Origin of the sequence: Streptomyces sp. NPDC051214, from assembly GCF_040682375.1 — a bacterium.
GTDB lineage: Bacteria > Actinomycetota > Actinomycetes > Streptomycetales > Streptomycetaceae > Streptomyces.
The window spans coordinates 647,836-671,617 of sequence record NZ_JBFBAT010000003.1 but is presented as its reverse complement, the minus strand read 5'-3'; the positions used below and the strand labels follow the sequence as shown (position 1 = coordinate 671,617).

At 70.4% G+C, this 23,782-nt stretch carries 22 protein-coding genes and 2 pseudogenes; 9 read left to right on the top strand and 15 right to left on the bottom strand.

Annotated features, from left to right (window positions below; translation table 11 throughout):
* Positions 1 to 47: 47 nt before the first annotated feature.
* From AB0M70_RS10965 to AB0M70_RS10955, 3 genes are read right to left on the bottom strand one after another with little or no spacing between them, the layout of a single operon-like run.
* Positions 48 to 899, bottom strand: coding sequence for a carbohydrate ABC transporter permease (locus AB0M70_RS10965; RefSeq protein ID WP_365818651.1), 852 nt, complete (start codon positions 897 to 899; stop codon positions 48 to 50).
* Entirely contained in the window at positions 896 to 1,801 is a 906-nt protein-coding gene (locus AB0M70_RS10960) for a sugar ABC transporter permease (protein ID WP_365818807.1), read from the bottom strand. The genes AB0M70_RS10965 and AB0M70_RS10960 overlap by 4 nt, the downstream gene beginning before the upstream one ends.
* Positions 1,802 to 1,845: 44 nt before the next feature.
* Positions 1,846 to 3,099: a sugar ABC transporter substrate-binding protein gene (locus AB0M70_RS10955; protein ID WP_365818649.1), complete on the bottom strand. Its 1,254-nt coding sequence runs from the start codon at positions 3,097 to 3,099 to the stop codon at positions 1,846 to 1,848.
* A 183-nt stretch (positions 3,100 to 3,282) separates the two neighbouring features.
* Here AB0M70_RS10955 and AB0M70_RS10950 point away from each other — a divergent pair, with 183 nt between their 5' ends.
* Positions 3,283 to 3,972 carry a DUF899 family protein gene (locus AB0M70_RS10950; protein ID WP_365818647.1) on the top strand — a complete coding sequence of 230 codons (690 nt, stop codon included), beginning with the start codon at positions 3,283 to 3,285 and terminating at the stop codon, positions 3,970 to 3,972.
* Here AB0M70_RS10950 and AB0M70_RS10945 read toward each other — a convergent pair.
* The 3 genes from AB0M70_RS10945 to AB0M70_RS10935 all read right to left on the bottom strand — a co-directional run bounded on the left by AB0M70_RS10945 (position 3,951) and on the right by AB0M70_RS10935 (position 5,848).
* Complete coding sequence (locus AB0M70_RS10945; protein ID WP_365818645.1) at positions 3,951 to 4,097, bottom strand: hypothetical protein; 147 nt, start codon at positions 4,095 to 4,097, stop codon at positions 3,951 to 3,953. The genes AB0M70_RS10950 and AB0M70_RS10945 overlap by 22 nt on opposite strands.
* A 30-nt stretch (positions 4,098 to 4,127) precedes the next feature.
* Positions 4,128 to 4,523 carry a hypothetical protein gene (locus AB0M70_RS10940; protein WP_365818643.1) on the bottom strand — a complete coding sequence of 132 codons (396 nt, stop codon included), beginning with the start codon at positions 4,521 to 4,523 and terminating at the stop codon, positions 4,128 to 4,130.
* 77 nt (positions 4,524 to 4,600) lie between these two features.
* Positions 4,601 to 5,848, bottom strand: a complete 1,248-nt coding sequence (locus tag AB0M70_RS10935; protein WP_365818641.1) for a glycosyltransferase — start codon at positions 5,846 to 5,848, stop codon at positions 4,601 to 4,603.
* 314 nt (positions 5,849 to 6,162) lie between these two features.
* Here AB0M70_RS10935 and AB0M70_RS10930 point away from each other — a divergent pair, with 314 nt between their 5' ends.
* Complete coding sequence (locus tag AB0M70_RS10930; protein ID WP_365818639.1) at positions 6,163 to 7,851, top strand: ABC-F family ATP-binding cassette domain-containing protein; 1,689 nt, start codon at positions 6,163 to 6,165, stop codon at positions 7,849 to 7,851.
* 54 nt (positions 7,852 to 7,905) lie between these two features.
* Here the strand turns inward: AB0M70_RS10930 and AB0M70_RS10925 are convergent, their stop codons facing one another.
* The 6 genes from AB0M70_RS10925 to AB0M70_RS10900 all read right to left on the bottom strand — a co-directional run bounded on the left by AB0M70_RS10925 (position 7,906) and on the right by AB0M70_RS10900 (position 13,448).
* Positions 7,906 to 8,508, bottom strand: coding sequence for a response regulator transcription factor (locus AB0M70_RS10925; RefSeq protein ID WP_365818637.1), 603 nt, complete (start codon positions 8,506 to 8,508; stop codon positions 7,906 to 7,908).
* Positions 8,505 to 9,668, bottom strand: coding sequence for a histidine kinase (locus AB0M70_RS10920; protein ID WP_365818635.1), 1,164 nt, complete (start codon positions 9,666 to 9,668; stop codon positions 8,505 to 8,507). The genes AB0M70_RS10925 and AB0M70_RS10920 overlap by 4 nt, the downstream gene beginning before the upstream one ends.
* Positions 9,665 to 9,907 (bottom strand): hypothetical protein, encoded by a 243-nt coding sequence (locus AB0M70_RS10915; RefSeq protein ID WP_365818633.1) that lies wholly within the window; start codon positions 9,905 to 9,907, stop codon positions 9,665 to 9,667. Before AB0M70_RS10915 ends, AB0M70_RS10920 begins: the two co-directional genes overlap by 4 nt.
* A 510-nt stretch (positions 9,908 to 10,417) precedes the next feature.
* On the bottom strand, positions 10,418 to 11,284 hold the full coding sequence (locus AB0M70_RS10910) for a GNAT family N-acetyltransferase (RefSeq protein WP_365818631.1): 867 nt from the start codon (positions 11,282 to 11,284) through the stop codon (positions 10,418 to 10,420).
* Positions 11,285 to 11,359: 75 nt separating this feature from the next.
* Positions 11,360 to 12,472 (bottom strand): ABC transporter substrate-binding protein, encoded by a 1,113-nt coding sequence (locus tag AB0M70_RS10905; protein ID WP_365818629.1) that lies wholly within the window; start codon positions 12,470 to 12,472, stop codon positions 11,360 to 11,362.
* 280 nt (positions 12,473 to 12,752) lie between these two features.
* Positions 12,753 to 13,448, bottom strand: a complete 696-nt coding sequence (locus tag AB0M70_RS10900) for a haloacid dehalogenase type II (protein ID WP_365818627.1) — start codon at positions 13,446 to 13,448, stop codon at positions 12,753 to 12,755.
* 118 nt (positions 13,449 to 13,566) lie between these two features.
* Here AB0M70_RS10900 and AB0M70_RS10895 point away from each other — a divergent pair, with 118 nt between their 5' ends.
* Both AB0M70_RS10895 and AB0M70_RS10890 read left to right on the top strand, forming a co-directional pair.
* Complete coding sequence (locus tag AB0M70_RS10895) at positions 13,567 to 14,106, top strand: ABATE domain-containing protein (protein ID WP_365818625.1); 540 nt, start codon at positions 13,567 to 13,569, stop codon at positions 14,104 to 14,106.
* A gap of 173 nt (positions 14,107 to 14,279) precedes the next feature.
* Positions 14,280 to 14,816: a helix-turn-helix domain-containing protein gene (locus AB0M70_RS10890; protein WP_365818805.1), complete on the top strand. Its 537-nt coding sequence runs from the start codon at positions 14,280 to 14,282 to the stop codon at positions 14,814 to 14,816.
* A 3-nt stretch (positions 14,817 to 14,819) separates the two neighbouring features.
* On the opposite strand, the gene AB0M70_RS10885 is transcribed toward AB0M70_RS10890, so the two are convergent.
* Positions 14,820 to 15,875 (bottom strand): SMP-30/gluconolactonase/LRE family protein, encoded by a 1,056-nt coding sequence (locus AB0M70_RS10885; RefSeq protein ID WP_365818623.1) that lies wholly within the window; start codon positions 15,873 to 15,875, stop codon positions 14,820 to 14,822.
* Positions 15,876 to 15,967: 92 nt separating this feature from the next.
* Positions 15,968 to 17,035 carry an SDR family oxidoreductase gene (locus AB0M70_RS10880; RefSeq protein ID WP_365818621.1) on the bottom strand — a complete coding sequence of 356 codons (1,068 nt, stop codon included), beginning with the start codon at positions 17,033 to 17,035 and terminating at the stop codon, positions 15,968 to 15,970.
* A gap of 177 nt (positions 17,036 to 17,212) precedes the next feature.
* Here AB0M70_RS10880 and AB0M70_RS10875 point away from each other — a divergent pair, with 177 nt between their 5' ends.
* Positions 17,213 to 19,042: an NAD(P)/FAD-dependent oxidoreductase gene (locus tag AB0M70_RS10875; protein WP_365818619.1), complete on the top strand. Its 1,830-nt coding sequence runs from the start codon at positions 17,213 to 17,215 to the stop codon at positions 19,040 to 19,042.
* 163 nt (positions 19,043 to 19,205) lie between these two features.
* Entirely contained in the window at positions 19,206 to 20,747 is a 1,542-nt protein-coding gene (gene proP, locus AB0M70_RS10870) for a glycine betaine/L-proline transporter ProP (protein WP_365818617.1), read from the top strand.
* A gap of 20 nt (positions 20,748 to 20,767) precedes the next feature.
* Here the strand turns inward: proP and AB0M70_RS10865 are convergent, their stop codons facing one another.
* A complete protein-coding gene (locus AB0M70_RS10865; protein WP_365818615.1) occupies positions 20,768 to 21,301 on the bottom strand; it encodes a carboxymuconolactone decarboxylase family protein in 534 nt (177 codons plus the stop codon).
* A gap of 221 nt (positions 21,302 to 21,522) precedes the next feature.
* On the opposite strand from AB0M70_RS10865, the pseudogene AB0M70_RS10860 reads away from it, so the two are divergent.
* The 3 genes and pseudogenes from AB0M70_RS10860 to AB0M70_RS10850 form a co-directional block, all read left to right on the top strand.
* Positions 21,523 to 21,909: pseudogene (locus tag AB0M70_RS10860) on the top strand (STAS domain-containing protein); the annotation flags it as partial.
* A gap of 48 nt (positions 21,910 to 21,957) precedes the next feature.
* Positions 21,958 to 22,467, top strand: a pseudogene (locus AB0M70_RS10855) (GAF domain-containing protein); the annotation flags it as partial.
* Positions 22,468 to 22,627: 160 nt separating this feature from the next.
* Positions 22,628 to 23,686, top strand: coding sequence for a vWA domain-containing protein (locus tag AB0M70_RS10850; protein ID WP_365818613.1), 1,059 nt, complete (start codon positions 22,628 to 22,630; stop codon positions 23,684 to 23,686).
* Positions 23,687 to 23,782: the final 96 nt, after the last annotated feature.

Sequence of the window (23,782 nt, the reverse complement as noted above, 5' to 3'; positions counted from 1 at the left end):
CCTGACCGAGCCCTGCCGGCGGCCCCACAGCCGCCGGCAGGGCTCACTCAGTCGTCGATTCCCGACCGCTCCACTCCCGCCACGATCCACCGCTGGAAGAACAGGAAGACCACGAGCAGCGGCACGATCGACACGGCCGCCGCGACGAACAGCTCGTGCAGCCGGATCACCTGTGACGTGGTGAACGACGACAGGGCCACCTGCACCGTCCAGGCGTTGCGGTCCTGGCCGATGACCAGTGGCCACAGGAAGGAGTTCCAGGCGCCGATGAAGACGATCGTGCCCACGGCGGCGAAGACCGGCCGCGAGTTGGGCACGACCACCCTCCAGTAGGTGCGCCAGTAGCCGAGCCCGTCGACACGCGCCGCATCCTCCAACTCCCTCGGGAATCCGAGGAAGTACTGCCGGAAGATGAAACAGGCGAACGCCGAGAACAGCGTCGGGATGATCAGACCGCGCAGCGTCGAGACCCAGCCGAGCGAGGAGACAAGGACGAAGCTCGGCACGAAGGTCACGGACGCCGGGACCATGAGGGTGCCGAGGATCGCGTAGAACACCTTGTTCGCGTGGCGGTACGGAATGCGGGCCAGGCCGTAGCCGGCAAGGGAGGCCAGCAGCAGCGTGCCGACGGTCGTCGCGACGGCGATGAGCAAGGAGTTGAGCAAGGAGCGCGCGAACGGCACCGAGGTGTCGTCGAAGAGCTCCTTCACGTTCCCCCAGCGCAGCGTCGAGGGAAAGAAGGGCCACTCGGGCGAGGTGATGTCGCTCTCGGACGAGAGACCGTTGCGTACGAGGAGGTAGAAGGGGATCAGAAAGAGCAGCGCGAGGGCGATCAGCAGCGAGAGCCGCAGCGCGCGGCCCGCCCTGACCCTCGCGTCGTCCCTCAGGTGGTCTCTCATTCCGCCTCCTTCCTGCCGAGCCCGAACCACTTCGCCTGCCCCACCGTCACCACGGCGATGATCAGGGCGAGCAGGACGGCGCCCGCGCTGCCGAGGCCGAGGTTCTGCCCCTGCCCGAGGGCCGTGTAGTAGAGGTAGACGAGCGGGGGTCTGGCATAGGGCGGATAGCCGCGGGAGTCCGAGAGCAGGTTGTAGAACTCGTCGAACGCCTGGAAGGCGTTGATGACGAGCAGCAGCACGACCGCCACGGACGTGGCCCGCAGCTGCGGGAACGTGATGTGCCGGAAGACCTGCCAGCCGGGCCGCGCCCCGTCCACGGCGGCCGCCTCGTAGAGGGTGGGGCTGATCCGTTGCAGGCCCGCGAGGAAGAGCACCATGTAGAAGCCCGCCTGGAGCCAGAGCCGCACGGTGACGATGACGGCCCAGTACCAGGGCGGGTCGGTGGTCGAGAGCCAGGCGATCTGGTCGACGCCGAACCAGCCGAGGACGGTGTTGGCCAGCCCGAACCGGACCCCGTTGAAGATCGACATCTTCCAGATGAGCGCGGCCACGACGTAGGAGCAGGCCGCCGGCAGGAAGAAGACCGAGCGGAAGAACGCCTGGGCCCGGCGCTGGCGGTGGACCATGAGAGCAAGGGCGAGGGACAGCGCGTACGTCGCGGGCACGATGAACAGCGAGAAGACGAGGAAGGTCCACAGGCTGTCGGTGAACGCCTCGTTCTGCAGCATCTCCGTGTAGTTGCCGAGGCCGACGAAGTCGCTCGGGGTGACGGTGTTGTGGGCGTCGAAGAAGCTGAGGTAGACGCTCCAGCCGAGCGGGATGTACGTGAAGACGCCGAGGCCGAGCAGGAAGGGCCCGACGAACACCCAGAACCAGAGGGTGCGGTTCTGGTGACCCCACATCTTCCGCCGCCCTGTTGCCTGTTGCTCGCGCGGGGCTGTGGTGGTCACGACTTCTTCTTCACCCGGTCGAGCTCGGCGGACACCTTCCGTACGACCTTCTTGAGCTCGCTCTCCGGGTTCGCGCCGTCCTTGATGATGCGGCTGAGGGCGTCCTGGTAGGCGCTTCTGGCGGCCGGGGTCCACAGGAGGGGTTCGGCATGGCCGTGATCCGTGGTGTAGCGGACGGCGTCGGCCGCCGCGCCCTTGCGGAGCTTCTCGGCCTTCTTCGCCAGGGACATGCGGGCCGGGATGTGGAATCCGTAGGAGAGGGCGAAGTCCTCCTGGCGGTCGGTGCTGTCGATCCACAGCCACTTGAGGAATTCCTTGCCGGCCTTCTGGTGCTTGCTGCGGGTGCTGACCGCTGCGGCGTACGCGCCGACCGGCACCGCGGGCCTGCCCCCGGCTCCGTCCTTCGGGAACGGCAGGACGCCGAAGTCGTCGCCGAGTTCCTTCTGCACTCCGGGCAGCGCCCACAGGCCCGACCACTGCATGGCGGTCAGTCCCTGGACGAACGCCGAGGGGTCGGACCAGTCGGCGGGCGCGCCCAGGAGCAGCGACTTGTCGGCGTACAGCCGGTGGATCTTGCCGAGGGTGCGGGCGGCGGCCGGATCGTCGAAGCCGACCTCGCCGTCGGCGGTGACGAGCTCGAGGCCCGCCGCGTACAGGGGCGTGCCGCCCAGGACACCGGCGCCGCCGTCATTGCCCAGGAAGAGCCCCTTCGTCTTCTTCGAGGTGAGCTTCTTCGCGGCGTCCACGAGTTCGTCGAGGGTCTTCGGCGGGCGGACACCGGCGTCGGCGAGCAGGCTCTTGCGGTAGTAGAGCATCTGCATGTCGATGACCTGCGGGATGCCCCAGATCTTGCCGTCGTACGTCTTCGGGGCGAGAACGGCCGGATTGAAGTCGTCCTTGACGCCGTCGAACAGCTCGGTGAGATCGGCGACCTGCTTGCCCTGGATCTGGTCGAGGGTGGGCCCGTTGACCTCGAAGACGTCGGGCCCGGAATCCGTGAGGAGTGCGGCCGCGGTCTGTTCGTCGTAGTTGCCGGGCCGCCACTGGACGGTGACGTTCGCCTTCTTGTAGGCAGTGGCGTACTTCTTGACGGCCTGCTCGGTGCCCTGTTCGCCGTACTGGTGATACCACTGCGACAGCTTCGGCCCGCCACCCGAACCACCGTCGTCGCGGCCGGTGTTGGAGCCACATGCGCTCAGCAGCCCGACCGCCGCGCCTGCCCCGAGCAGTCCCCTGCGGCTGATGGTCATGAAAAGTCCCCCTGTCCGGCGTGCGGCTGATTCCGACGGCCCAACGATCAACCATGCGGGCGGATTACGACAGGGGGCCTCCCCGCCGGGACCGGATGACCGGACAGCATCGCCGGAAGCGATGAGTTCCGTGCCCGCGCGCGGTCAGTACATGCAAACCGCGTTCGCGTTCCGGAGGCACTCATGACCCGCACAGCACTGCCGCCCGTCGTCGATGCCGAGACCTGGCAGCGGCACCTCGACGACCTGCGCGTACGAGAGAAGGCCGCGACCCGGGAGCTGGACGCGATCGCCGCACAGCGTCGCCGGATGCCGATGGTCGAACTGCCCGACTACACCCTCGACGGCGAGGAGGGGCCGGTCCGACTGGCCGACCTCTTCGACGGCAAGACGCAGCTGATCGTCTACCACCACATGTGGTTCCCCGGCGAGAAGTGGCAGTGCCCGGGCTGCACGGGATTCACCTCGCAGTTCACCCGGCTGGAGTTCCTGGAGCAACACGACGCACGGTTCGTCGTCGTCACGCAGGGCCCGATCGACGAGGCTCTCGCCTACAAGCAGCGGGTCGGGAACGCGATGACCTGGTACTCCACCGCGAACAGCCCGTTCGGCACCGATGTGGGCGCACCACCCGGCGGGGGCTTCGCGGTCAACGTCTTCCTGCGGGACGGCGACACCGTCCACCGCACCTGGCACACCAGCGGCCGGGGAACGGAGCAGCTCAGCCACACCTTCGCCCTGATCGACCTGCTGCCGTACGGGCGGCAGGAGGAATGGCAGGACTCACCCGATGGCTGGCCCCAGTCCCCCACCTACAGCCGGTGGGCCGGGTCCGAGGACATCGCCGCGCGCTACGGCACGGGAGCGTCGTAGCGCGCCGCCCCGGCCGGCACGCGCCGACGCTCACGGCACGCCTTGCAGAACTCCAGGCACACCCAGACGCCCACGGCGCCGACGGTGGCGAGGACGGTGATGCCGACAACGAACGGGTAGATCATGCGATGAGCGTACCCCCGAGCCCTACGGTGTCAGGCACGGGACCGGGTCCTCTTCGCGCGTGCCTTGCGGGCTTCTCGGAAGTCCATGTAGGCAAGGCCGATCACCAGCAGCGGGGAGACGAACCAGAGCAGCGCGACACGCAGGGCGCCTTCCGTCAGACCGGCGATCATGGCGATCACCACCCCGCCGACGATGAACCCGATGAACTGTCGCCAGGTGGAGAAGCCCCCGAACCCGGCCCTCACGGGGGTCATCTCGTCGTCATCGTCCTCGCCCAGCTCGTCCAGCGCGGCGCGCCCGGGACGTCTTCGCCCCTCCAACTGGGCCTGACGCCACGCGAAGAACCACCGCCCCAGGAAATAAAGGGCCAATGCGCCGAGGAAGATCCACCACTCGGTCGAGCTGTCGGGAAGAGATCGCGCCATAGTCATGGACCTCGGTTGCCCCCACCGCACGGGAGTAGCCGATTCCGTATAGGCGGCGGCTTCAGCGCCTTATCGCCCTATCGCCGAGAGACGCGCTCGATGGCCTCCAAGACCTGGCGGGTGCCGTCCTCACGGGCGATGGCTGCCGCAGTTTCGCGGGCGCGGGCGCGCAGGGCGGGGCTGTGGACGGCTTCCCTGATCGCCTGCGTGAGACGTTGTGCGGTCAGCCGCTGGAAGCGCAGCGGACGCGGTGAGAGGCCCAGTGTGTGCAGGCGGGTGGCCCAGAAGTGCTGATCCAACTGCACGGGGACGGGGACGGCGGGGACCCCGGCGCGCAGCCCGGCCGCGGTGGTGCCCGCACCGGCGTGGTGGACGACCGCGGCCGTCCTCGGAAACAGCCACGCGTGGGGAACGTCCCGCACGGTGATCAAGTCGTCGTTCTCCGCGTGCAGACCGCTCCAGCCGGCCTGGATGACGCCGCGTACCTTCGCCCGCCGCAGGGCGTCCGCCAGCAAGGAGCTCAGCCGCTCGGAGTCAGCGGTGACGAAGCTGCCGAAGCCCGCGAACACCGGCGGTGGGCCCGCGTCGAGGAAGTCCACCAGGCGCGCCTCCGGCTCCCAGCCGGGCGGGGTCTGCGGCCACCAGTAGCCGCCCACCTCGTGTCCCGACGGCCAGTCCGTGGGGCGCGGGACGATCCGTGGGCTGAAGCCGTGCAGGACGGTACGTCCGCGGGGCAGACTCAGCGGGCCACTGAACCTCCGGCGCGGCAGGCCCAGTTCGCGGCGCAGGGCACTGACCGCGGGCGCGAAGATCGGGTCACTGCCGAGCCACAGGGCCTGGGAAGCCAGACGATTGGCGCGCGGCCCGAAGGAACGGGCTCCGGTGATGAGCGGCGGGAAAGCGACCGTGGGGTGGACCGGCTGCAGGTAGACCCCCATGCTCGGCAGGCGCAGTGCCTCACCGAGCGCCGCGCACACGGGGTCGGTGACCGTGGAACTGAGCACCACGTCGGCGCCCTCGCGCACGGCGTCCGCGACACCGGCCGTCAACCGGGGCATGAACGCCCGTGCCATGCGCATCAGCCGCGCCATGGCCACGGGTGGGCTGACCGCTTTGGCCAGCCCCTGGCCGACCTGCGAGGCCAGTTCCTGGCGTGGGTCGACGGGCAGGGGCCGATAGCCGAGTCCGTGGGCGGTCACCGCCTCTTCGAAGCGCTCATGGGTGGCCAGGACCACCTCGTGGCCCGCCGTGCGCAGACGCACGCCAAGTCCGGTGTAGGGGGCGACATCGCCCCAGCTTCCCGCGGTCACGATCAGTACGCGCACCGCGTCAGGATGTCAGAACGGGGGCACCGCACCGGGCGCGACAGACGGGCGAGCGGGCTCTCCACACCCGCCTCGGGCGCCTCCCGTACGGGGCGGTGCCGCTGTCTTCGCCAGGGTGGCCGCGGCCGCACGCCCGGCGGCCGAAACGGCGGCCCTGCTAATCTGATCGTTATGGCACGAGGTATCTGGTCGCAGAAGGTTCGCTCCGCCCGCTGACGGCGGCGCCTTCTCCCTGTTGAATTCGCCGCCGTTCCGGTTCTCGCCGGGCGGCCGCTTCTTGCTGCCCGGCTCCACTGCGAGCTGCGGAGCATCTGTTGAACCTCTCCTCTTTCCCCCGTTCTTCCCCCTTCCCCGAAGCCGTGTCCCAGCCCGTCGAAGCCGGCGGCAGCGCGCACGTCCGCGCCCAGGGCCTCACCGTCACCCGCGGGTCCCGGCGTGTCCTGGACGACGTCTCGGTCACGCTGTCCGCGCGCTCGCGTGTCGCCGTCGTGGGCGAGAACGGCCGGGGCAAGACGACGCTGCTGCACGTCCTTGCCGGACTGATCGCGCCCGATGAGGGCACCGTGCACCGGGCCGGGACGATCGGCCTGGCCCGCCAGGAGCTGTCCGTGGGCGACGGGGAGACCGTCGGCACGCTGACCTCCCAGGCCCTTGCCGCCTCGCTCGCGGCCCTCGCCGCACTGGACGAGGCGACTCTCGCCATGGCCGAGGGGGACGCGGCCGCCGACGACCGCTATGCCGTCGCGCTCGAGGCCGCCACGCGCCTCGACGCGTGGGACGCCGAACGCCGCGTCGACGTCGCCCTGGAGGCACTGCGTGCCTGCACCGATCGCGACCGTCTCCTGTCGACGCTGTCGGTCGGGCAGCGCTACCGGGTCCGTCTCGCGTGCCTGCTCGGCGCGCGGCACGACATCCTGCTGCTCGACGAACCCACCAACCACCTCGACGCGGGCGGCCTGGACTTCCTGACCCGCAGGCTGCGCGAGCACGAGGGCGGCCTCGCCGTCGTCAGCCACGACCGGGCGCTGCTGCGCGATGTCGCGAACCGCTTCCTGGACCTGGACCCGTCCCGTGACGGCAAGCCCCGCCTCTATGCCGGCGGCTATGAGGCCTGGCAGCACGCCAGGCGCCGCGACCGGGAGCGCTGGGAGCAGGACCATGAGGAGCAGCAGGCCGATCACCGGCGGCTGCACGACGCCGTCTCGGCGGCCCGCGACCGGCTCTCCACGGGCTGGCGGCCCGACAAGGGGACCGGCAAGCATCAGCGCCAGTCCCGCGCCCCCGGCGTCGTACAGGCCCTGAAGCGGCAGCAGGACGCCCTGGAGGCGCACCGGATCGACGTGCCGCAGCCCCCGCCGATGTTGCGCTGGCCGGACCTGGGTGTCCGGCCGGGCGCCCCGCAGCTACGGGCGCACGGCGTCGCGGTCGAGGGACGCCTTGGCGAGCCGGTCGACCTGACACTTGACGGCGGTGACCGACTCCTGGTCACCGGGCCCAACGGCGCCGGGAAGTCCACGCTGCTCGCGGTGCTTTCCGGTTCCCTCGCGCCCACGCACGGTCACCTGTGGACGGCGCAGGGCGCCCGGATCGTCCAGGTCACCCAGGAGACAGCCCAGCAGGACCCCGAGCTCACCGCTCACGAGGTGCACGCCCGTCACGTGGGACGGCTGGTGGCCGGTGGGCTTCTCCGTGACGCCGACGCCGTTGCGCTCGGGGCGCTCGGGCTGCTGGACGCCGACGCGCTGCGCACGCCGGTCGGGCGCATGTCGCAGGGCCAGCAGCGGCGTCTCGACCTGGCCCTCGCGCTGGCCGGGCGGCCCGGCCTGATCCTGCTGGACGAGCCGACCAATCACCTGTCGGCGACGCTGGTCGACGAGTTGACCGACGCGCTGCGCGCCACGAGTGCCACTGTGGTCGTCGCGACGCACGACCGGCAGCTGCTGCGGGACCTCGCGCACTGGCCGCGTCTGGAGGTGGGAAGACCCGCGGGCACCGAAGTCTGACGCGGCCACGCCCGCACCCTCGGTGCGCCACCGTCCCGCACCCTCCGTGCGCCACTAGAGCCAGTCGTGTTCCCGCGCGTAACGCGCCGCTTCGTGCCGGCTTCGTGTCTGGGTCTTCTGCATGGCGTTCGAGAGGTAATTGCGTACGGTGCCTTGCGCAAGGCTGAGGCGGACGGCGATGTCAGCGACGGAATACCCCTCACCGGTCACCCGCAGCACGTCGATCTCGCGGTCGGTGAGGGGGCAGTCGTCGACGACGGCGAGCGCCGAGACGTCCGGGTCGATCCAGCGCTTGCCCGCGTGCAGGGTGGCGATGACCGACGTGATGTGCGCGGGCTCCGCCGACTTGCTGACGAAGCCCTGGACGCCCAGTTTCAGCGCCTTGCGCAGCACCCCGGGCCTGGCGTGCCGGGTCAGCATGAGGATCACCTGGTCCGGCTGCGTGCGGCGGATCTCCGCGACGGCGCCGAGGCCGTCCACACCCGGCATCTCCAGGTCGATGACGAGCACGTCGGGCCGGTGGCGCAGGGTGGCCTCGATCGCCGATGTGCCGTCCTGCGCTTCGGCGAGCACGGTGATGTCGCCTTCGAGCGGCAGCAGTGCGGCGAGTGCCTTGCGGAGCAGGACCTCGTCGTCGGCGAGCACCACGGTGGTCATCGCTCGTCCTCCCGCGCCAGGAAGGGCGGTGTCGCTGATCCGGGCCGGGGGAACGCGGCAGCGGTGACGAAGCGCCCGTCCTTCTGCTCCACCGTCAGCTCGCCTCCGTCGTCACCCACGCGTTCCTTGAGGGTGGCCAGGCCGCCGAGTTTCGGGAGGGGGCCTTCGGGCGCGCCGTCGTTGACGATGGTGATGCCCGATGCGGAGAGCGTGATCCGCACCCGGGTGGCGTCCGCGTGACGCAGGATGTTGGTCGTCGTCTCACGGAGCACCTGGCCGAGCAGCCCGTTGACCCTCTCGTCCACGTCGGCCTCGCGGTTGACCCGCACGCGGATGCCCGCGGCCTCGAAGAGGTTCTTCGCGTTCTCCAGCTCCACGGACAAGTTGAGCCGCCGCTGCGCGTAGGCGAGTTCCTTGGTCTGGGTGAGGGTGTCGCTGACCAGGGCGTGCACCTCGCGTAGTTCCTCCTGCACACGCGCGATGTCGCTGTGCAGCAGCTTCTCGGCCAGCGTGATCTTCAGTTTCACCACGTGCAGGGTATGACCCTGGATGTCGTGCAGATCACTGGCGAAGCGGACGCGTTCGCGGATGACGGCCAGCTCCGCGTCGCGTTCCCGGGACTGCTCGACGACGCGGTAGAAGCGTTGGTTGACGAACATGAGGCCGGTCGCCGCCACGGTGATGCCCGTGGGCAGGAGGACGAAGAGGATCAGTACGCGGGAGACGTCGTCCGGCCCTTCGAGCAGCCTCGTCGCGCCCACCCCGGCGATGAACGCAGCAAGAGCCAGGGTCGCCGCGCCTCGGTGACGGGGCAGCTGGGAGATGAAGTAGGGCCCCACGATCGTGATGCCGTAGCAAGCCGTGCGACTGTCGGTCACCAGTACCCCGAGCACCCACACGGCAGCGGCGACGGCCAGGCAGGGGAGCACGACGCGGGAGGTGCCGCCCGCCGTCCACCGCTCGACGACCACCAGGCCCGCCACCACCCCCAGGGTCAGCACGACGGCCTCGCCCCAGGACCGGGCGTCGATCACCACGAGAACCGCGCCGACGACAGCGAGCGGCGGGATGAACATCGTCAGGTTGACGTTGCGCAGCCGCCCCTGCGTGGTCCGGGCGTGCTCGGGCGACGCCTGTGCCGTCCGGAGAGGTGGCCTCACCGGCCGTTGCCCGCGCGCAAGGAGAGCAGGCTGTGCCCGCGCTCCACCTGAACGCTCGCCACGGCGAGCGACGCGTCGGTCGCGGCCGTCCGCCTCGGCCACTGACTGTTCCGGGACCACGGCTGCATGGCGTCAGGATAGGCGCCCGCGCCGCGGTAGGAGAGGGCGAGCGCCGCGCTGACCAGGGGGAAGACGGCCGTGGGGGCCGTCAGGGCAGGGTGCGGGGGCCTGGTTTCCATGCGTGGGTCTCCGGGGTCGTACGGCAGCGTCTGCCGCAGTATTCGTCGCACTTCGCGGGCGGCACCAGTGACACCGCGTCATGGGTGTGCCCCGAGAAATGTCACGGCTCGGCGGTGACACCACGCCCCTGCCAGGTCCGCGTACGGCGGGCTGGGAGGGACGCATGACCTCGACACCAGTCCGCGGGCGTGACCAACTCCCCCGGGCATGCCCAGGTGACGACGCTGCCCATCAGCCTGGGGGCCATCGCCGTCGCCAAACTGGGGTGGCCATCACCGGGACCGAGGAGCTGACCCTGCTCAAGCGGCTGCTCCCCGGCGGCTCGGCCACAGCACTCATTCGCACTCGCCCGCACTCGTCCTCAACGCCTGGAACGGCGGCGTCCCCGTGGCCGAGTCTCTGCCGCTGCTGCTGCCCGCCCTCAGCTGGGTCATCGTCTCCGCCGCCCTGGCCTCGCCTCTTCCGCTGGGAGCCGCGCCGGTGACCGGACCGCGGGGTCACTGAGGCGGTCACGCCTCGCGCAACCGGTCCCGTACTTCGGCCAGTTGCTGAAAACCAGCCGCCCGGTACGTGGCGACGGCTCCGACGTTCGAGCTCGGCGTGCAGACCAGCGCACTGGAGGAGCCCATCTCCTGGAGTGCGGCGGCCGCGGCGACGCACATCGCCGTGCCGTAGCCGTGACCGCGGTGTGCCGCGTGGACGCCCATCGGCTCGAGGAGCCCCGGCCTGCCCGGACCGGCCGACCACACGGCCACCGCCGCCACCGCCTCGCCCTGGTCGTCGTGGGCGATCAGAGAGCGAGCGGTGGCGTACGGCGATCCGGCCGCCAGTGCCTGCCAGTGCTCGCCCGTGAACTTCGCCCCTTCGAACGCCGCCCGGAGTACGGCGGCGAACACGTGGGCCCGCTCAGGACCGATCGTCTCGATCCGCAGCTCGGGGCCCTTCACCGGCTCGGTGAGGTCGCGGCGCAGCGGCGTCCACGGATCGTCGGTGGGCCAGCCTGCCTCGGCAAGCAGGTCCTGGACCAGCGCGTCCATCGGCGCCTCGATGTTCGCCTTCCCGGCCGGGAGCACGCCGCGCTCCGGTTCGGTCACGTCCCGCACCAACTGCCGCGCGAGCTCCTCGTCCCGGCGGGCGTCCGGCGCGATCGTCAGCCGCAACAGGTCTGGGCCGTCGAGCAGTCCGATCGCGAGAATCCGCCCGCCCCGGCTCCACGTCCGGACCGCCGCGGCCGTCGCTTCCGCACCTGACCGCCAGAACCACCCCAGGTCCCCCGGATGCAATTGCATCGGCGCCCCTTCGCCCTGCCACTCCCGCAGCGCGCCCACAGCCTCGCTGAGCCCGTCAACTCCCGGCACACGCAACACAATCGCCATGGCGCCGATCACACATCACCGGACCAACTGCCCGCACCTGGTTTTCGACCGACGGGCGTGATGACCGTCTCCCGCTCAGTCGGCGTGCAGGACTCGGAAGCGGCCAGGTTCCGCCGGGTCTCGGTCGACCACCTGGATCGGCGTCCGGGTCCACTGCCAGACATTGATGTCCGGCGTACGTGAGAACTGGATCTGCCCGCGGGTGCCCTCGACGGTGACGCGCGGCCAGGATTCGGCGATGCGCGTCCGGTCCGCGCCCTGGGAGCGCAGGACTTCGGCCAGGACGGCGACCGTGTCGTACCCCTCAAAGGCGACGAAGGAGGGCGCGTCACCCAGCCGCTCACGAAGGGCCGTCTCGACTCGCGCACCGAGTGGGCTCAGGCGCTCGGGCAGGTAGCGAAGGAAGGGGATCGCCGCGCCGTCGTCGCCCAGCAGCGCCGCCCACTCGGCGAACTCCGGCTGCCCGGCCGGAGCACCCATCTGCACCTCCGCGAGACGGGGGTCGCGGCGGACGGCCTTGACGATCGGGACGGCCGGCTCCGGGTGACCGACCAGCAGAAGGAGCGCGGTCGCTTCCTGGTCGACGAGTGCGTCGCACACGGCCGCGGGGGTGAGCGCGCTCATGTCGAGTTCGATGACACGGCCGCCGCGTGGCGCGAGGTGATCCTGCAGAATGCGCGTCCCGGCTGCCCAGTAGACACTCGGCTGGGTCGCCACCGCGATGCGGCTGTGGCCCGCGCCGAGCAGAAAGTCCGCATAGACCCGCCACCCTCGGGACTGGGGCGGAGACAGGCGCGCGACCCATCGCGTCGGTTGATCGGTGAGCGCGTCGAGGACCGCCGACGAGCAGAGGTACGGCAGGCCGAGTGCGTCGGCCCGCCCGGCAGCGGCACGTGCCACGACGCTGTGGTACTCCCCCACCACGGCGGCCACGCCCAGAGCGGCCAGTTCGTCCACGGCCGCCGCGGCTTTGAGCGGATCGGCAGCGGTGTCCCTGACCACCAGTTCGAGCGGCTTACCGGCGATCCCGTCGGCGTCATTGACCTCATGAACGGCCAGCTCGAGTCCTGCGAGCAGCTGCCGGCCCGCCTCGACCCAGCCGGGCCGGGTCAGCGGGACGAGAGCGCCGATCCGAACGGACGGGCCGTCAGCCCGCCCCACTCCGACCGGCAATGGTGACGTACTCATGCGCGGGCGCCTCCCGTAGGGCGATTCGACCGAGGCTCGATGATCACGCCTGACAGTGCATCCGCCGCCGTCGACGGGCAACCGATTTTCGCCCCTCCCCTTCGTACGGTATAGTTGATCTTGAGCCTGCGGCCGGAGAACTCCCGGCAGCGGGCCCGGCGTTGGTCGTCCAAGGAAAGACGCCCCGCTTCCTGCGGGGAAATGCAGGTGCAAGGCCTGCCCAGCGCTCAAGGCGAAACCCCGGACTTCAGCACGAGGTCCGGGGTTTTTTGCTGCCCCACTACGCCACCTTCAGTGCGGCCGCCAGTTCCTCCAGGCTCTGCACCTCTCGGTCGAACGTGTCGGTGCTTCGCGGTGGGTCTCCCACCGGTCGCCGCACGTACGCCGTCCGCATCCCCGCCGCCTGAGCCCCTCGCAGGTCCCACGCGTGCGCGGCGACCATCAACACCCGCTCAGCCGGGCACCCCGCCGCCTCGATCGCGAGCCGGTAGACCTCCGGCGCGGGCTTGTACGCCCGCACCTCCTCGCCGGACAACGCCTGATGCCAGCGCAACCCGGCGTACGCGTTCAACCGCAACAACGCCCCCGGGGCGGCATGCGACAGACCCAGCACCGGAAACCGTCCCGCGAGCCGCGCGAGCCCGGCGACGGAATCCGGCCACGGCTTCAGGCGCTGCGATGCCCGCGCCAGCTGACCGATGGCCGCCGGATCGCTCAGCCCGGCGCACTCGGCCACGCGCTCGGCCGCCTCCCGGTCGATGACCTCACTGTTCGCATATGCGCGCACTCCCTCCCCGATGCGCCGCTGCTCACGCTCGACGTGCTCCTGCCAGACCGTGAGCATGCGTTCCACGCTCGCCCCATCGACGGAGGCGGGCAGTGCCTCATGCAGGGCCGCCCGCAGCCCTCCGGACTCGTCCACCATCGTCCCCAGCACGTCGAAGACGACCACCTCGACATCGTCCGTACCCGGCATCCGCGCTCCTCTTCACAGCAGTTGGGCGTGCCGAGAACCCTGCGGACCCCGCCGCGCGTCACCGGCTGAACAGGTGACGAGTCTTGCCCGGAGCCGCGTCACCGGTCAAGATGGTGACGTGCACTTCGCCTTCGTGAGCGGCAACCCCGCCCTGGACCTGGTCGCCACCGTGGAATCGCGCCGCGACCAGCCCCGCGACCTCCTGACCACGCCCGAGGACCTCGAACAGTGGGTGCTGGCCTGCGACGAGCTCCCGGATCAGGTCAGCGCCGACGCCACGGCCCTCACCGGCGCCGTAGAGCTCCGCGAGGCCATTCATCGGCTCGCCGTCGACCGCATGCACGGCCGCCGTTACGAGCCGGCCGGTCTGGACATCCTCAACAACGCCGCCGCCGGACCGCCCCCGGCTCTTCATCTCGGCGACGCGGGTATACGCCGGACGGGAGATGTCACCTCCGCGCTCGCCCACATCGCCCGGCGCGCCATCACCCTGCTCGCCGACCCCCACACCTGTCTCAAGGAGTGCGGCCGCCCGAGCTGCACCCGCCTGTACCTCGACCGCTCCCGCGGCACCCGCCGTACGTGGTGCGGCATGCAGGCCTGCGGCAATCGCGTCAAGGCCGCCGCCTACCGAGCCCGCAAACACACCACTCGTTGAAGCAGGACCGCCTCGGGTCCGACGCTCCCCCGCAGGCGGCTGGGCTGCGAAGCCGGACAGAGGGGTCGTACTACCCTTCCAGCGTGACGAACCCCTCCGCACCCCATGGCGCCCGGCCGCCCGTCCGTGACAGCGCGGCCGGCGCGACCCGCCCGGCCAACCAGGGGCGGCGGGTGGCGGCACGCAATCGCGCCGCCCTGATCGCTGCCGCCCGCGAGGTGTTCGCCGAGCAAGGTCTCGACGCACCGCTGTCGGCCGTCGCGCGCCGCGCCGGGGTGGGGCAGGGCAGCCTCTACCGGCATTTCGCCGACCGGGTCGCGCTGGCCTCGGCGGTCCTCGACGAGAACGTCCGGCAGATCGAACAGGCCGCGGACGAGCCCGACGCGGGCCCGGCGAGCGTCCTGGGGGTGGTCACCTGGCACCTGACCCACTCGACGGCGTTCGTGGACCTGTTGCGCATACGCGGCGCCCGGGGCGACGGCGAGCAGGCACGGGCGCTGGCGGGGCGCGTCCACAGCGTCCTGTCCCGGTGCCTGCCCGCCGGGCACCGGCTGTCCGCCGACGACGCCATGCTGGCCGTCGCGATGGTCTCCGGGGCCGTCACCGGCCCCACCCCTGCCGAGCGGGAGCGCCGCGCTCTCGCGGCCTGGCGTCTGCTCGGCGTCGAGGTGGGGCCGTTGCGGCCCGTCGAGACCGACGCGCCGATGTGAGCGTCAGCCGCCGTTGGACTGGCGGATGCCGTCGCCGAGCGCGGTGAACCGGTAGACGTAGCCGCCGTCGGGTCCGCTCACGGTCATGTAGGCCTTCCTGCCGCCCGGCGTGATGGCGACGTTGGTCGCCGACTCCAGCCCCTCGGCGGCCTTGGCCGGGACTTCGACGGTGGCCAGCCGTTCGCCGTTCGGGCTGAAGACGGCCATGGCCGGCCGCCCGTGCAGCGCCTGGTAGAGGTTGCCGTCGGCGTCCACGGCTATGGAGTCGGTCTGGGCCACACCGGCATCGACGTGCACGGCCTCGTGCTGGGAGGTCACGGTGGTCTTGTCGGCGTCGAGCAGCAGGTAGGAGACGGTGTTCTCGGCGAGTTCACTGATCCACAGGCCACGCAGCTCGGGGTCGAACGTCACCCCGTTGGGGTGGGCGAGCCCGTCGGCCAGCACGGTGGCCTGCTCGCCGTCGCGGTCGATGCGCACGATGCGGCCATCGGCCTTGCCGGGCTTCATGCCGTGCAGGTCGCTGATGTACAGGTTGCCCTCGTCGTCGAAGGCGATGTCGTCGAGGTTCATGGCCGATCCGTCGACCTCACCGGAGAAGAACGTGCGCGGGTCCGAGCCGTCCGGCTCGGTGCTGACCACGGACCCGGTGTAGTCGGTGAGATAGAGGCGGCCGTCGTACGGGCTGATCTGCGCGGAGGTGTAGGCGCCCGTCTTGTCGGTGTAGACGCCCTTGTGCTTTCCGGTGGCCAGGTCGACGGAGATGACCTTCGGTTTACCGGCGGGCGCGGTGACGTCCACGACGTACAGGTCGCCGTTCTCCCGCAGGAGCGGCCCCTCCAGGAGGGTTCTGCCGGTGGCCTCGTGAGGGTCGGTCACGTGCGCGACCTGGGTGGCGCGGATGGTTTTGCCCTCGCCGGACGAGGCGGGGCGCGAGGCCGGGGCGCCGGAGGTCTGGGTGCCGCATCCGGCCAGGACCAGCAGGCCGCCGGCGGCCAGAGCGGCCAAGGCGGCGCGAGGGTGGCGGTGGGGTGTGGAGTGGAGTGTGGGGTGGGTGGTCATGCGGTGGGGGTGCTCCCTCTCGTCGTCCGGGTGGGCCGGACGTGGTGATGTGCAGGAGGCGGCTCGAGCGGCGGGCGCTGTGCGGTCGGTGGTCAGGCGGCCGACCAGCCGCCGTCGGAGGGCAGGATGGCGCCGTTGATGTTCACCGCGTCCCTGCTGAGCAGGAACGTGATCGAGGCAGCCAGCTCGTCGGCCATGGCCAGGCGCGGGATGGCGACGCGCATCTTCGCCGTACGGGCCGAGCCGAACGGGGCGACGGCAGGCATCGTGATGCCGGTGGCCACCGCGCCGGGGGCAACGGCGTTGACCTGCACGCCCGTTCCCGCGTACTGGTAGGCCGACGACACCGTCAGGCCGACCAGCGCGTGCTTCGAGGTCGTGTACGCGGCGCCGGCCGCCGAGCCGCGCAAAGCCGCCTCGGAGACGACGTTGACGATCCGGCCGCCGCCCGCGGCGAGCATGCCGGGCACGACGGCGCGCATCAGGCGCATCGGGCCCTCGACGTTGATGCGCATCACGCGTTCCCAGGTGGTGTCGTCGACTTCGTGCACGGCGGCGTCGTCGTCCATCACGCCCGCGACGTTCGCCAGGGCGTGCACGCGGCCGGCCGCGGCGGCCAGGACCGTCTCGGCGGACGCGGGTCCGGTGATGTCCGCGGTGACGGGCACGAGCGCCTCGCCCAGGTCGGCGGCCAGGGCCGCGAGGCCGTCGGCGGAGATGTCGACGGCGACCACGCGGCCGCCCTCGCGCACGATGCGGGAGGCGACGGCACGGCCGATGCCGGAGGCGGCTCCGGTGACGACGACGTGCTGGCCTGCGAAGCGTCCGGGCGTGACCTGCTCGGTCCACGGCTCGGGGGCGCCGATCTCGACGCCGGTGGCAGGCTCCGCGACCGCGACCGCGGGGGCGTCGGCCGCCGGCGCGGTCGGCACGCCGTCGGGAATTTGTCCGGTCTCGGCGGCGGTGACCAGCGTGTCCACGAGCTCCGCGGGGAACTTCCCCGCGGACATCCGCACGAGCTGCTCCAACGGCAGGGCGAGAGCGGGCGCGAGGGCTTCTTCGCTCTGCCCCTGGGAGGCCAGGAACCCACGCAGGATCTGTCCGGCGGTGGGTTCCGCCAGCCAGTCGCGGAGCGGTGAGGCGGGGGTGGGCTTGGGCATCGCAGGCCTTTCATGTCGTGGCGCACGGGCCGGCCGTGGCGGGATCGACCCCAACCGGACAACACTGTCCGGTTCCTGGGTTACGGTACCTGTGACCGCTCGGGGCGCCCCGGCGAGGGCACAGATCACGCCCGCACGGCGCCCGCGCACCTCCCCCCCACGAGAGGAACCCGCAGAATGCCCCTGCCTCACGCCCCCCAGCAGCCCACCCAGCAGGAGATCGTCGCCCTGCGCGAGCGCTACCGCGTCGAGCGGGAGCGTCGCGTACGCCCGGAAGGAACGGCCCAATACCGTTCCACGGAGGCGGAGTTCGGCTACTTCGCCGCCGACCCGTACACCGACGAGGTCACGGAGCGCGAGCCGCTGCACGACACGGTGGACGTCGCGATCGTCGGTGGCGGGTTCGGCGGCATCCTGGCGGGCGCACGTCTGCGCCGTCAGGGCGTGGCGACGGTGCGTGTCATCGAGAAGGGCGGCGACTTCGGCGGCACCTGGTACTGGAACCGCTACCCCGGCATCCACTGCGACATCGAGTCCCACGTGTACCTGCCGCTCCTTGACGAGACCGGATACGTGCCCGAGTGGAAGTACGCACCGGGCGAGGAGATCCGCCGTCACGCGGTGCGTGTCGCCGAGCAGTTCGACCTGTACGAGCACGCCCTGTTCTCCACCGCCGCCACCGACCTGACGTGGGATCAGGCGGCCGAGCAGTGGGTGGTCGGCACCGACCGGGGCGACGCTTTCCGGGCCACCTACGTCATCACCTCCACCGGCACGCTCTCGGAGCCCAAACTGCCGGGCATCCCCGGCATCGAGGACTACCGGGGCCACACCTTCCACACCTCACGCTGGGACTACGGCTACACCGGCGGCAGCCCCGAAGGCGGCATGGACGGCCTTACGGGCAAGAGGGTCGGCGTCGTCGGCACCGGCGCCACGGGCGTCCAGGTCATCCCGATGCTGGCCGAGGACGCCGGACACCTGTACGTCTTCCAGCGCACCCCCTCCGCCGTCGACGTACGCGGCCAGCAGCGCATGACGCCGCGGGAGGTCGGCGCGGACCGGCCCGGCTGGGCCGGCGAGCGCCGTGAGAACTTCCTGCGGATCTGCTCCGGCGAGGAGGCCGCACAGGACCTGGTCGCCGACCGCTGGACGGCGTCCGCCGGCCTGCTCGAAAAGCTCCTGCCCAGCTTCCGCCGCCACGGTGAGCCGGACTTCGAAGCCGCCTACGAGGCCGCCGACCACGCCACGATGAACCAGATCCGGGCACGCGTGGCCGCCGAGGTCACCGACGCCGCCACCGCCGCGGCCCTCACGCCCTGGTACCGCTACGCGTGCAAGCGCCCCACGTTCTCCGACACGTACCTGCCCGCGTTCAACCGCGCCAACGTCACCCTGGTGGACACGGCCGACTCCCACGGCATCGAGCGCATGACCGAGCGTGGGGTGATGGTGGGCGGCGTGGAGTACGAGGTCGAGTGCCTGGTGTTCGCCACCGGGTTCTCCGTGGGCGTCTCCGGCATCACCTCGGGAAAGCTGCCGGTGACCGGCCGCGACGGCGTACGGCTCATGGACACGTGGAAGCAGCGGGGTCCGCGCACGTTGCACGGTTTCACCAGCAACGGCTTCCCGAACTTGATCCGGATGGGCTCGCTGCAGAACGCGAGCAGCGTGAACTACACGCACATCCTGGACGAGCAGGCCCTGCACGCCGCCGCCCTGGTGGCCGCCGCGCAGGAGAAGGGCGCGGTCATCGAGCCCGCCCCCGAGGTCGAGGACGCCTGGGTCGACGTCTGCGCGCAGGGCGCCCCGGACCACGCGTGGTTCCACGCCGAGTGCACCCCCGGCTACTACAACGGCGAGGGCCGCGGACGCCCGAACGGCCCCACGGCCTACCCGCACGGTGCCGTCGCCTTCCACGATCTGCTGCGCCGCTGGCGCGAGGAGAACATGGGCGAGGCTCTCCGGGCCAAGGAGTGGGCCAGGGAGTCCGTCTCGGTCCGATAATTTGCCGGTCCCTCTTGATCAGCCTAATTTTGCGGCGACACGGCTTTTTCTCAGGCAAGAGGAGAAAAGCTTCATGGCGAAAGGCCTGCCGCACCGAAAGCCCCGGCGGCCCCGGGGACCGGACACGGAATCGACGCGTAGCTCACGGTCGGAGACCGACCGCATGGCGCGCACGCTGCTGCGCCGCAGGAAGAAGACGCTCAGCGCCGATGACGTGATGGTCTCGGATCGCCCGAAGGTGCGGCGCGCGGTGACGGCGGCCGCGCTGGGCAACACCATGGAGTGGTTCGACTTCGGCGTCTACGCCTATTTGGCGGGCACGATCGGCAAAGTCTTCTTTCCTTCCAGCTCTCCCGGGGCGCAAGTGGTCGCCACGTTCGCCACCTTCGCCGCGGCTTTTCTCGTTCGCCCGTTGGGCGGTCTTGTCTTCGGGCCGCTGGGCGACCGTATCGGCCGGCAGAAGGTGCTCGCGGCAACCATGATCATGATGGCGGCGAGCACCTTCGCGGTCGGCCTGCTGCCCTCGTACGCCTCGATCGGATTCGCCGCCCCGCTCCTGCTGCTCCTGTGCCGTCTGGTGCAGGGCTTCTCCACGGGCGGCGAGTACGCCGGTGCCACCACCTACATCGCCGAGTACGCGCCCGATCAGCGCCGCGGCTTCCTCGGCAGCTGGCTCGACTTCGGCACCTTCGTGGGCTACTCCCTGGGCTCGGGTCTGGTCACCGTCCTCACGCTGACCCTCGGGACGGACGGTCTGGAGAGCTGGGGCTGGCGCATCCCCTTCTTCATCGCGGGGCCGCTCGGCCTCATCGGCCTCTACATGCGGCTGAAGCTGGAGGAGACGCCCGCCTTCCAGCAGGAGGCGGCCGGCGCCGCGGCCGAGCGCGAGAAAGGCGCCGAGCAGGGCGAGGACGACCCCGTCGAGCAGGCACGCCAGTCCGGCAAGGGACGCCTCAAGGAGATCTTCACCCGCCACTGGCAGGCGGTGCTGATCTGCATGGGCCTTGTGCTGCTCTACAACGTCACGAACTACATGGTGACGTCGTATCTGCCCACGTTCATGACCGTGACGCTGGGCGAGAGCGACACGACGGCCCAGTTGCTGGTGCTCGGGACCATGCTGCTCGTGGCTCTCGCCATCACCACCGTGGGACGCAGCTCCGACCGGTGGGGCAGACGCCCGATGTTCATGGGCGGCAGCATCGCCCTGATCGCGCTCGCCATTCCGGCCTTCCTGTTGATCCGGGAGGGCGGCATCCTCCTGCCCGCGTTCGGCTGCGCCATCCTCGGCCTGCTCCTGGTCTGCTTCGCCGGCACGGCAGCGGCGACCCTGCCCGCCCTGTTCCCCACGCGCCTGCGGTACGGAGCCCTGTCGATCGCCTACAACATCTCCGTCTCCCTCTTCGGCGGCACCACCCCGCTGCTCGCCTCCTTCCTGGTCGAGAAGACGGGCAACACGCTCGTACCCGCCTTCTACTTGATGGTGGCCGGGGCGATCGGCCTGGTCGCGACGTTCTTCCTGCACGAGACCGCGGGACGGCCGCTGCGTGGCTCAGGACCCATGGTCGAGACACACGACGAGGCCCGCGAGATGGTCGCGCGCAGCCGCACGGAGGCAGGGCGCCACGCACGGGACGTATGGCTGCGGCTGTGGCACCCCCGCGGGGGCCGGAACGACTCGAAGGGCCGCAAGCGCGGGGACTGACCTGGGGCTCTCCGCTCTTCCTACCGTGGGGGCGCCTCACCGTAGGGCGCGGTGGGCTCGCCCTCGGTCGTCACCTCGAAGGTGTTGAGGAAGCCGCACATGAGTTGGTAGAAGCCCACGGTGATGACGAGGTCCGCGAGCTGGTTGACCGTCAGGAACGCAAGGAGTTCCTCTCGTGTGGCTTCGTCGAGGGTGTGGTGGGCGAGCAGCCGGTCCGTGGCGGTCAGGACAGCGGCTTCGGGGCCGGAGAGCTTCCCGGGTGAGCCGGTCTCGGCGGCGGTGATCGCCTCCTCGCCCAGGCCGACCAGACGAGAGATGTTCTCGTGGTGGTGCACCTCGTAGGCCGCTCCGTAGACCCGGCCGACCCGCACGATGGCGAGTTCGCGCAAGGTGTCGGGCAGCGAGTTGCGCTGCAGGACCGCGTCACCGAGCGTCAGCACGCCAGGTGCGAGGGACTGTGCGTGCATCAGCATCCGGAAGACGTTGAGCGATCCGTACGAGGTCACGACCTCCTGCAGTTCGTCGGGAAGTGCGGAGAGGTCCGGATACTCCATGTCGGCTCCGTTCGAGAGGGGCGACGCGCCGCATCTGGCGTCGAGCTCGCGCGCATGCCGGAGCGTAGGGGACCGACGAGGCATCCGGCTTCATCCTGACGTGACAACCGTGCTGTGCGGGATTGGCGAGACTGCACGTTTCTGGCCGGATCGGCACCATAGAAGATCGGCCTGGTGAAGTGCGCCCGGCGTGGGTGAATCCGGCCCTAACGTGGGCGGACATGGGCACGGGGAACGGCTTCGCGGGCATGGGCACACAGAGCGGGTTCGAGGACGGGGTGCGGACGGAGTGGTCCCCGCCGTCGCGGGCCCTGCGGGTCGGCGTCGCCAGGGCAGAGGGCCAGATCACCCTCCGCGTGGCCGGCGAGCTGGACGTGGCGTCCGTACCGGTTCTGGATCGCGAACTGCGGCGCATGGAGCAACCTGGCGGCCGGTTGCTGCTGGACCTGAGCCGGGTGACGTTCTGCGGGACGGACGGAGTGGCCATGCTCCTCGACGCCCGGCTGCGGGCCAACGCGGCGGGCGGCAGCCTGGTGGTGGAGCGCGCCCACAGCGCGGTGCTGCGTCCGCTGCAGCTGAGCGGAGACGCGGAAGGGCTGCGGATCGTACGAGAACTGGCGACGGCGCCCCTGTCGGAGGGCGAGCGGAACCTACGGGTGTCCGTGGTGTCGGCGGCGCTGTCGGCGGCGTTCGAGATCACCGGCGCGCCGATGGGCAACGCCCAGCTGTACGAGGCGGAGAGCGGACTGCTGCGCATCGTGGCCCAACGGGGCTTCGACCACCCGTTCTTGACCTACTTCGAGACGGTGGCGGACCGGGAGACCGCGTGCGGCCTTGCCGCGCAGGACCGCAGACCGGTCATCGTCGACGAGGTGGCCGCCTGCCCGTTCTTCATCGGCACCCCGGCCCTGGAGGTGCTGGAGGAGGCATCCGTCGGCGCCTGTGTCTCAGTTCCGATCACTTCCGGGGACGGCACTCTGATCGGGGTGGTCTCCACCCACCACGAGCAGGCGAGGCGGTGGTCGGACGAACAGCACCGCGCCCTGGACGGACTCGCCCGCGCCGCCCACCTCCTGTGCTGAGCGGCTCCTAACCTGGCCGAGCACCCGGACGACCGGCCCGGCCTGATGCTGCGCCGGATCGCGCACAAGCACGCGTCGCTCGGCGCGCGCCGACCGCGAGACCTGGGCGGCCGCACTCGCGTCCGCCCCACGCCACTTCTCCCTTGGTGACGACGGCCGCTGACGGTTCCTCAAGGGGCGTTGTCAGTGCCTCCCCATAGAGTGGAATCACTCGGGAAGCAGCCCTCGGAGAAGGAGCAGAAACATGTCCGCCAACAGGATTCAGCACAAGGTGAATCACGTCGCGCTGGTAGTGGACTGTTCGGGTTCCATGCGTCCTCATGAGAGTCAACTCATTCGTGTGGTGGACGAGTTCGTGGCGGGTTTGAAGGCCGAATCGGACAGCCTCGGCCACGAGACCCGAATCAGTCTCTACTCCTTCGACCACAGGGTCGAGAATCTCGTCTGGGACATGGATGTGAAGCATCTCCCGTCCATGCGGGGGCTCTACCAAGTCAACAACGGGGCCACCGCACTTATTGAGGCCTCACTGAAGTCCCTGGACGACCTGGGACACATCTGGGAGGAATACGGCGAGCACAGCTTCCTCCAGATCGTGGTGACGGACGGCGAGGAGAACGCCTCCGGCGGCGACAGGCGGCACGACGGCGACATGAAGATACTCGGCCCCTGGCTCGACAGGATCGCGGCCAAGATGGGCGGACTGCCGGGCCACTGGACGTCCGCCATCCTCGTGCCGAACTCGCTGGCCAAGCGGACAGCGCAGAACTACGGCTTCCCGGCCGGGAACATAGCCATCTGGGACGCGGACTCCCAGGAGGGCGTCGAGGAGGCCATCGGCACCGTGCGCGCCGCCGCCACCAGCTTCCTCCGGGCCCGCGAGCAGGGTGTACGCGGCACGAAGAATCTGTTCGCCGTCGGCCAGGACATATCGGTCGACGAAGTACGGGCGAATCTCGAACCCATTCCGGCCGACAAATACCGGCTCCTGAAGGTCGACAAGGAAGTCGAGATACGCCCCTTCGTCGACTCGCATCCGGGCGTCTCCTACGAACGCGGTTCTTGTTACTACCAGTTGGGAGCCCGCGCTCAGGTCCAGCCGAACAAGGAAGTCATCGTGGTCGAGAAGGACACCGATCGCGCCTATACGGGAGACGCGGCGCGCAGCCTTCTCTTCGGGTCCGGCATTCAGGGGACGGTCTCGGTGAAGGCGGGGAACAATCCCAAGCTGGAGGTCTACGTACAGAGCCGCTCGGTGAACAGGAAACTCAAGCCGAAGACGCGTCTGCTCATCATGCTCTGACACCTGAAATCCGCTGTCTGACAGCAAATAGGGCCGGGCCGGGGCAAGAAGAGCCACCCCGGCCCGACCCCTGCGAGGTCAGTGACCGACCCCCCG

Bases quoted from the DNA above. Each gene is read 5' to 3' on its own strand.
- AB0M70_RS10865 (WP_365818615.1), bottom strand. From the start codon at position 21,301: ATGGAGTATCCGGACCTCTCCGCACTTCCCGACGAACTGCAGGAGGTC.
- AB0M70_RS10905 (WP_365818629.1), bottom strand. From the start codon at position 12,472: ATGAGTACGTCACCATTGCCGGTCGGAGTGGGGCGGGCTGACGGCCCG.
- AB0M70_RS10940 (WP_365818643.1), bottom strand. From the start codon at position 4,523: ATGGCGCGATCTCTTCCCGACAGCTCGACCGAGTGGTGGATCTTCCTC.
- AB0M70_RS10900 (WP_365818627.1), bottom strand. From the start codon at position 13,448: ATGCCGGGTACGGACGATGTCGAGGTGGTCGTCTTCGACGTGCTGGGG.
- AB0M70_RS10915 (WP_365818633.1), bottom strand. From the start codon at position 9,907: ATGGAAACCAGGCCCCCGCACCCTGCCCTGACGGCCCCCACGGCCGTC.
- AB0M70_RS10925 (WP_365818637.1), bottom strand. From the start codon at position 8,508: ATGACCACCGTGGTGCTCGCCGACGACGAGGTCCTGCTCCGCAAGGCA.
- AB0M70_RS10885 (WP_365818623.1), bottom strand. From the start codon at position 15,875: ATGACCACCCACCCCACACTCCACTCCACACCCCACCGCCACCCTCGC.
- AB0M70_RS10950 (WP_365818647.1), top strand. From the start codon at position 3,283: ATGACCCGCACAGCACTGCCGCCCGTCGTCGATGCCGAGACCTGGCAG.
- AB0M70_RS10965 (WP_365818651.1), bottom strand. From the start codon at position 899: ATGAGAGACCACCTGAGGGACGACGCGAGGGTCAGGGCGGGCCGCGCG.
- AB0M70_RS10960 (WP_365818807.1), bottom strand. From the start codon at position 1,801: ATGTGGGGTCACCAGAACCGCACCCTCTGGTTCTGGGTGTTCGTCGGG.
- AB0M70_RS10875 (WP_365818619.1), top strand. From the start codon at position 17,213: ATGCCCCTGCCTCACGCCCCCCAGCAGCCCACCCAGCAGGAGATCGTC.
- AB0M70_RS10955 (WP_365818649.1), bottom strand. From the start codon at position 3,099: ATGACCATCAGCCGCAGGGGACTGCTCGGGGCAGGCGCGGCGGTCGGG.
- AB0M70_RS10910 (WP_365818631.1), bottom strand. From the start codon at position 11,284: ATGGCGATTGTGTTGCGTGTGCCGGGAGTTGACGGGCTCAGCGAGGCT.
- AB0M70_RS10945 (WP_365818645.1), bottom strand. From the start codon at position 4,097: ATGATCTACCCGTTCGTTGTCGGCATCACCGTCCTCGCCACCGTCGGC.
- AB0M70_RS10880 (WP_365818621.1), bottom strand. From the start codon at position 17,035: ATGCCCAAGCCCACCCCCGCCTCACCGCTCCGCGACTGGCTGGCGGAA.
- AB0M70_RS10850 (WP_365818613.1), top strand. From the start codon at position 22,628: ATGTCCGCCAACAGGATTCAGCACAAGGTGAATCACGTCGCGCTGGTA.
- proP (WP_365818617.1), top strand. From the start codon at position 19,206: ATGGCGCGCACGCTGCTGCGCCGCAGGAAGAAGACGCTCAGCGCCGAT.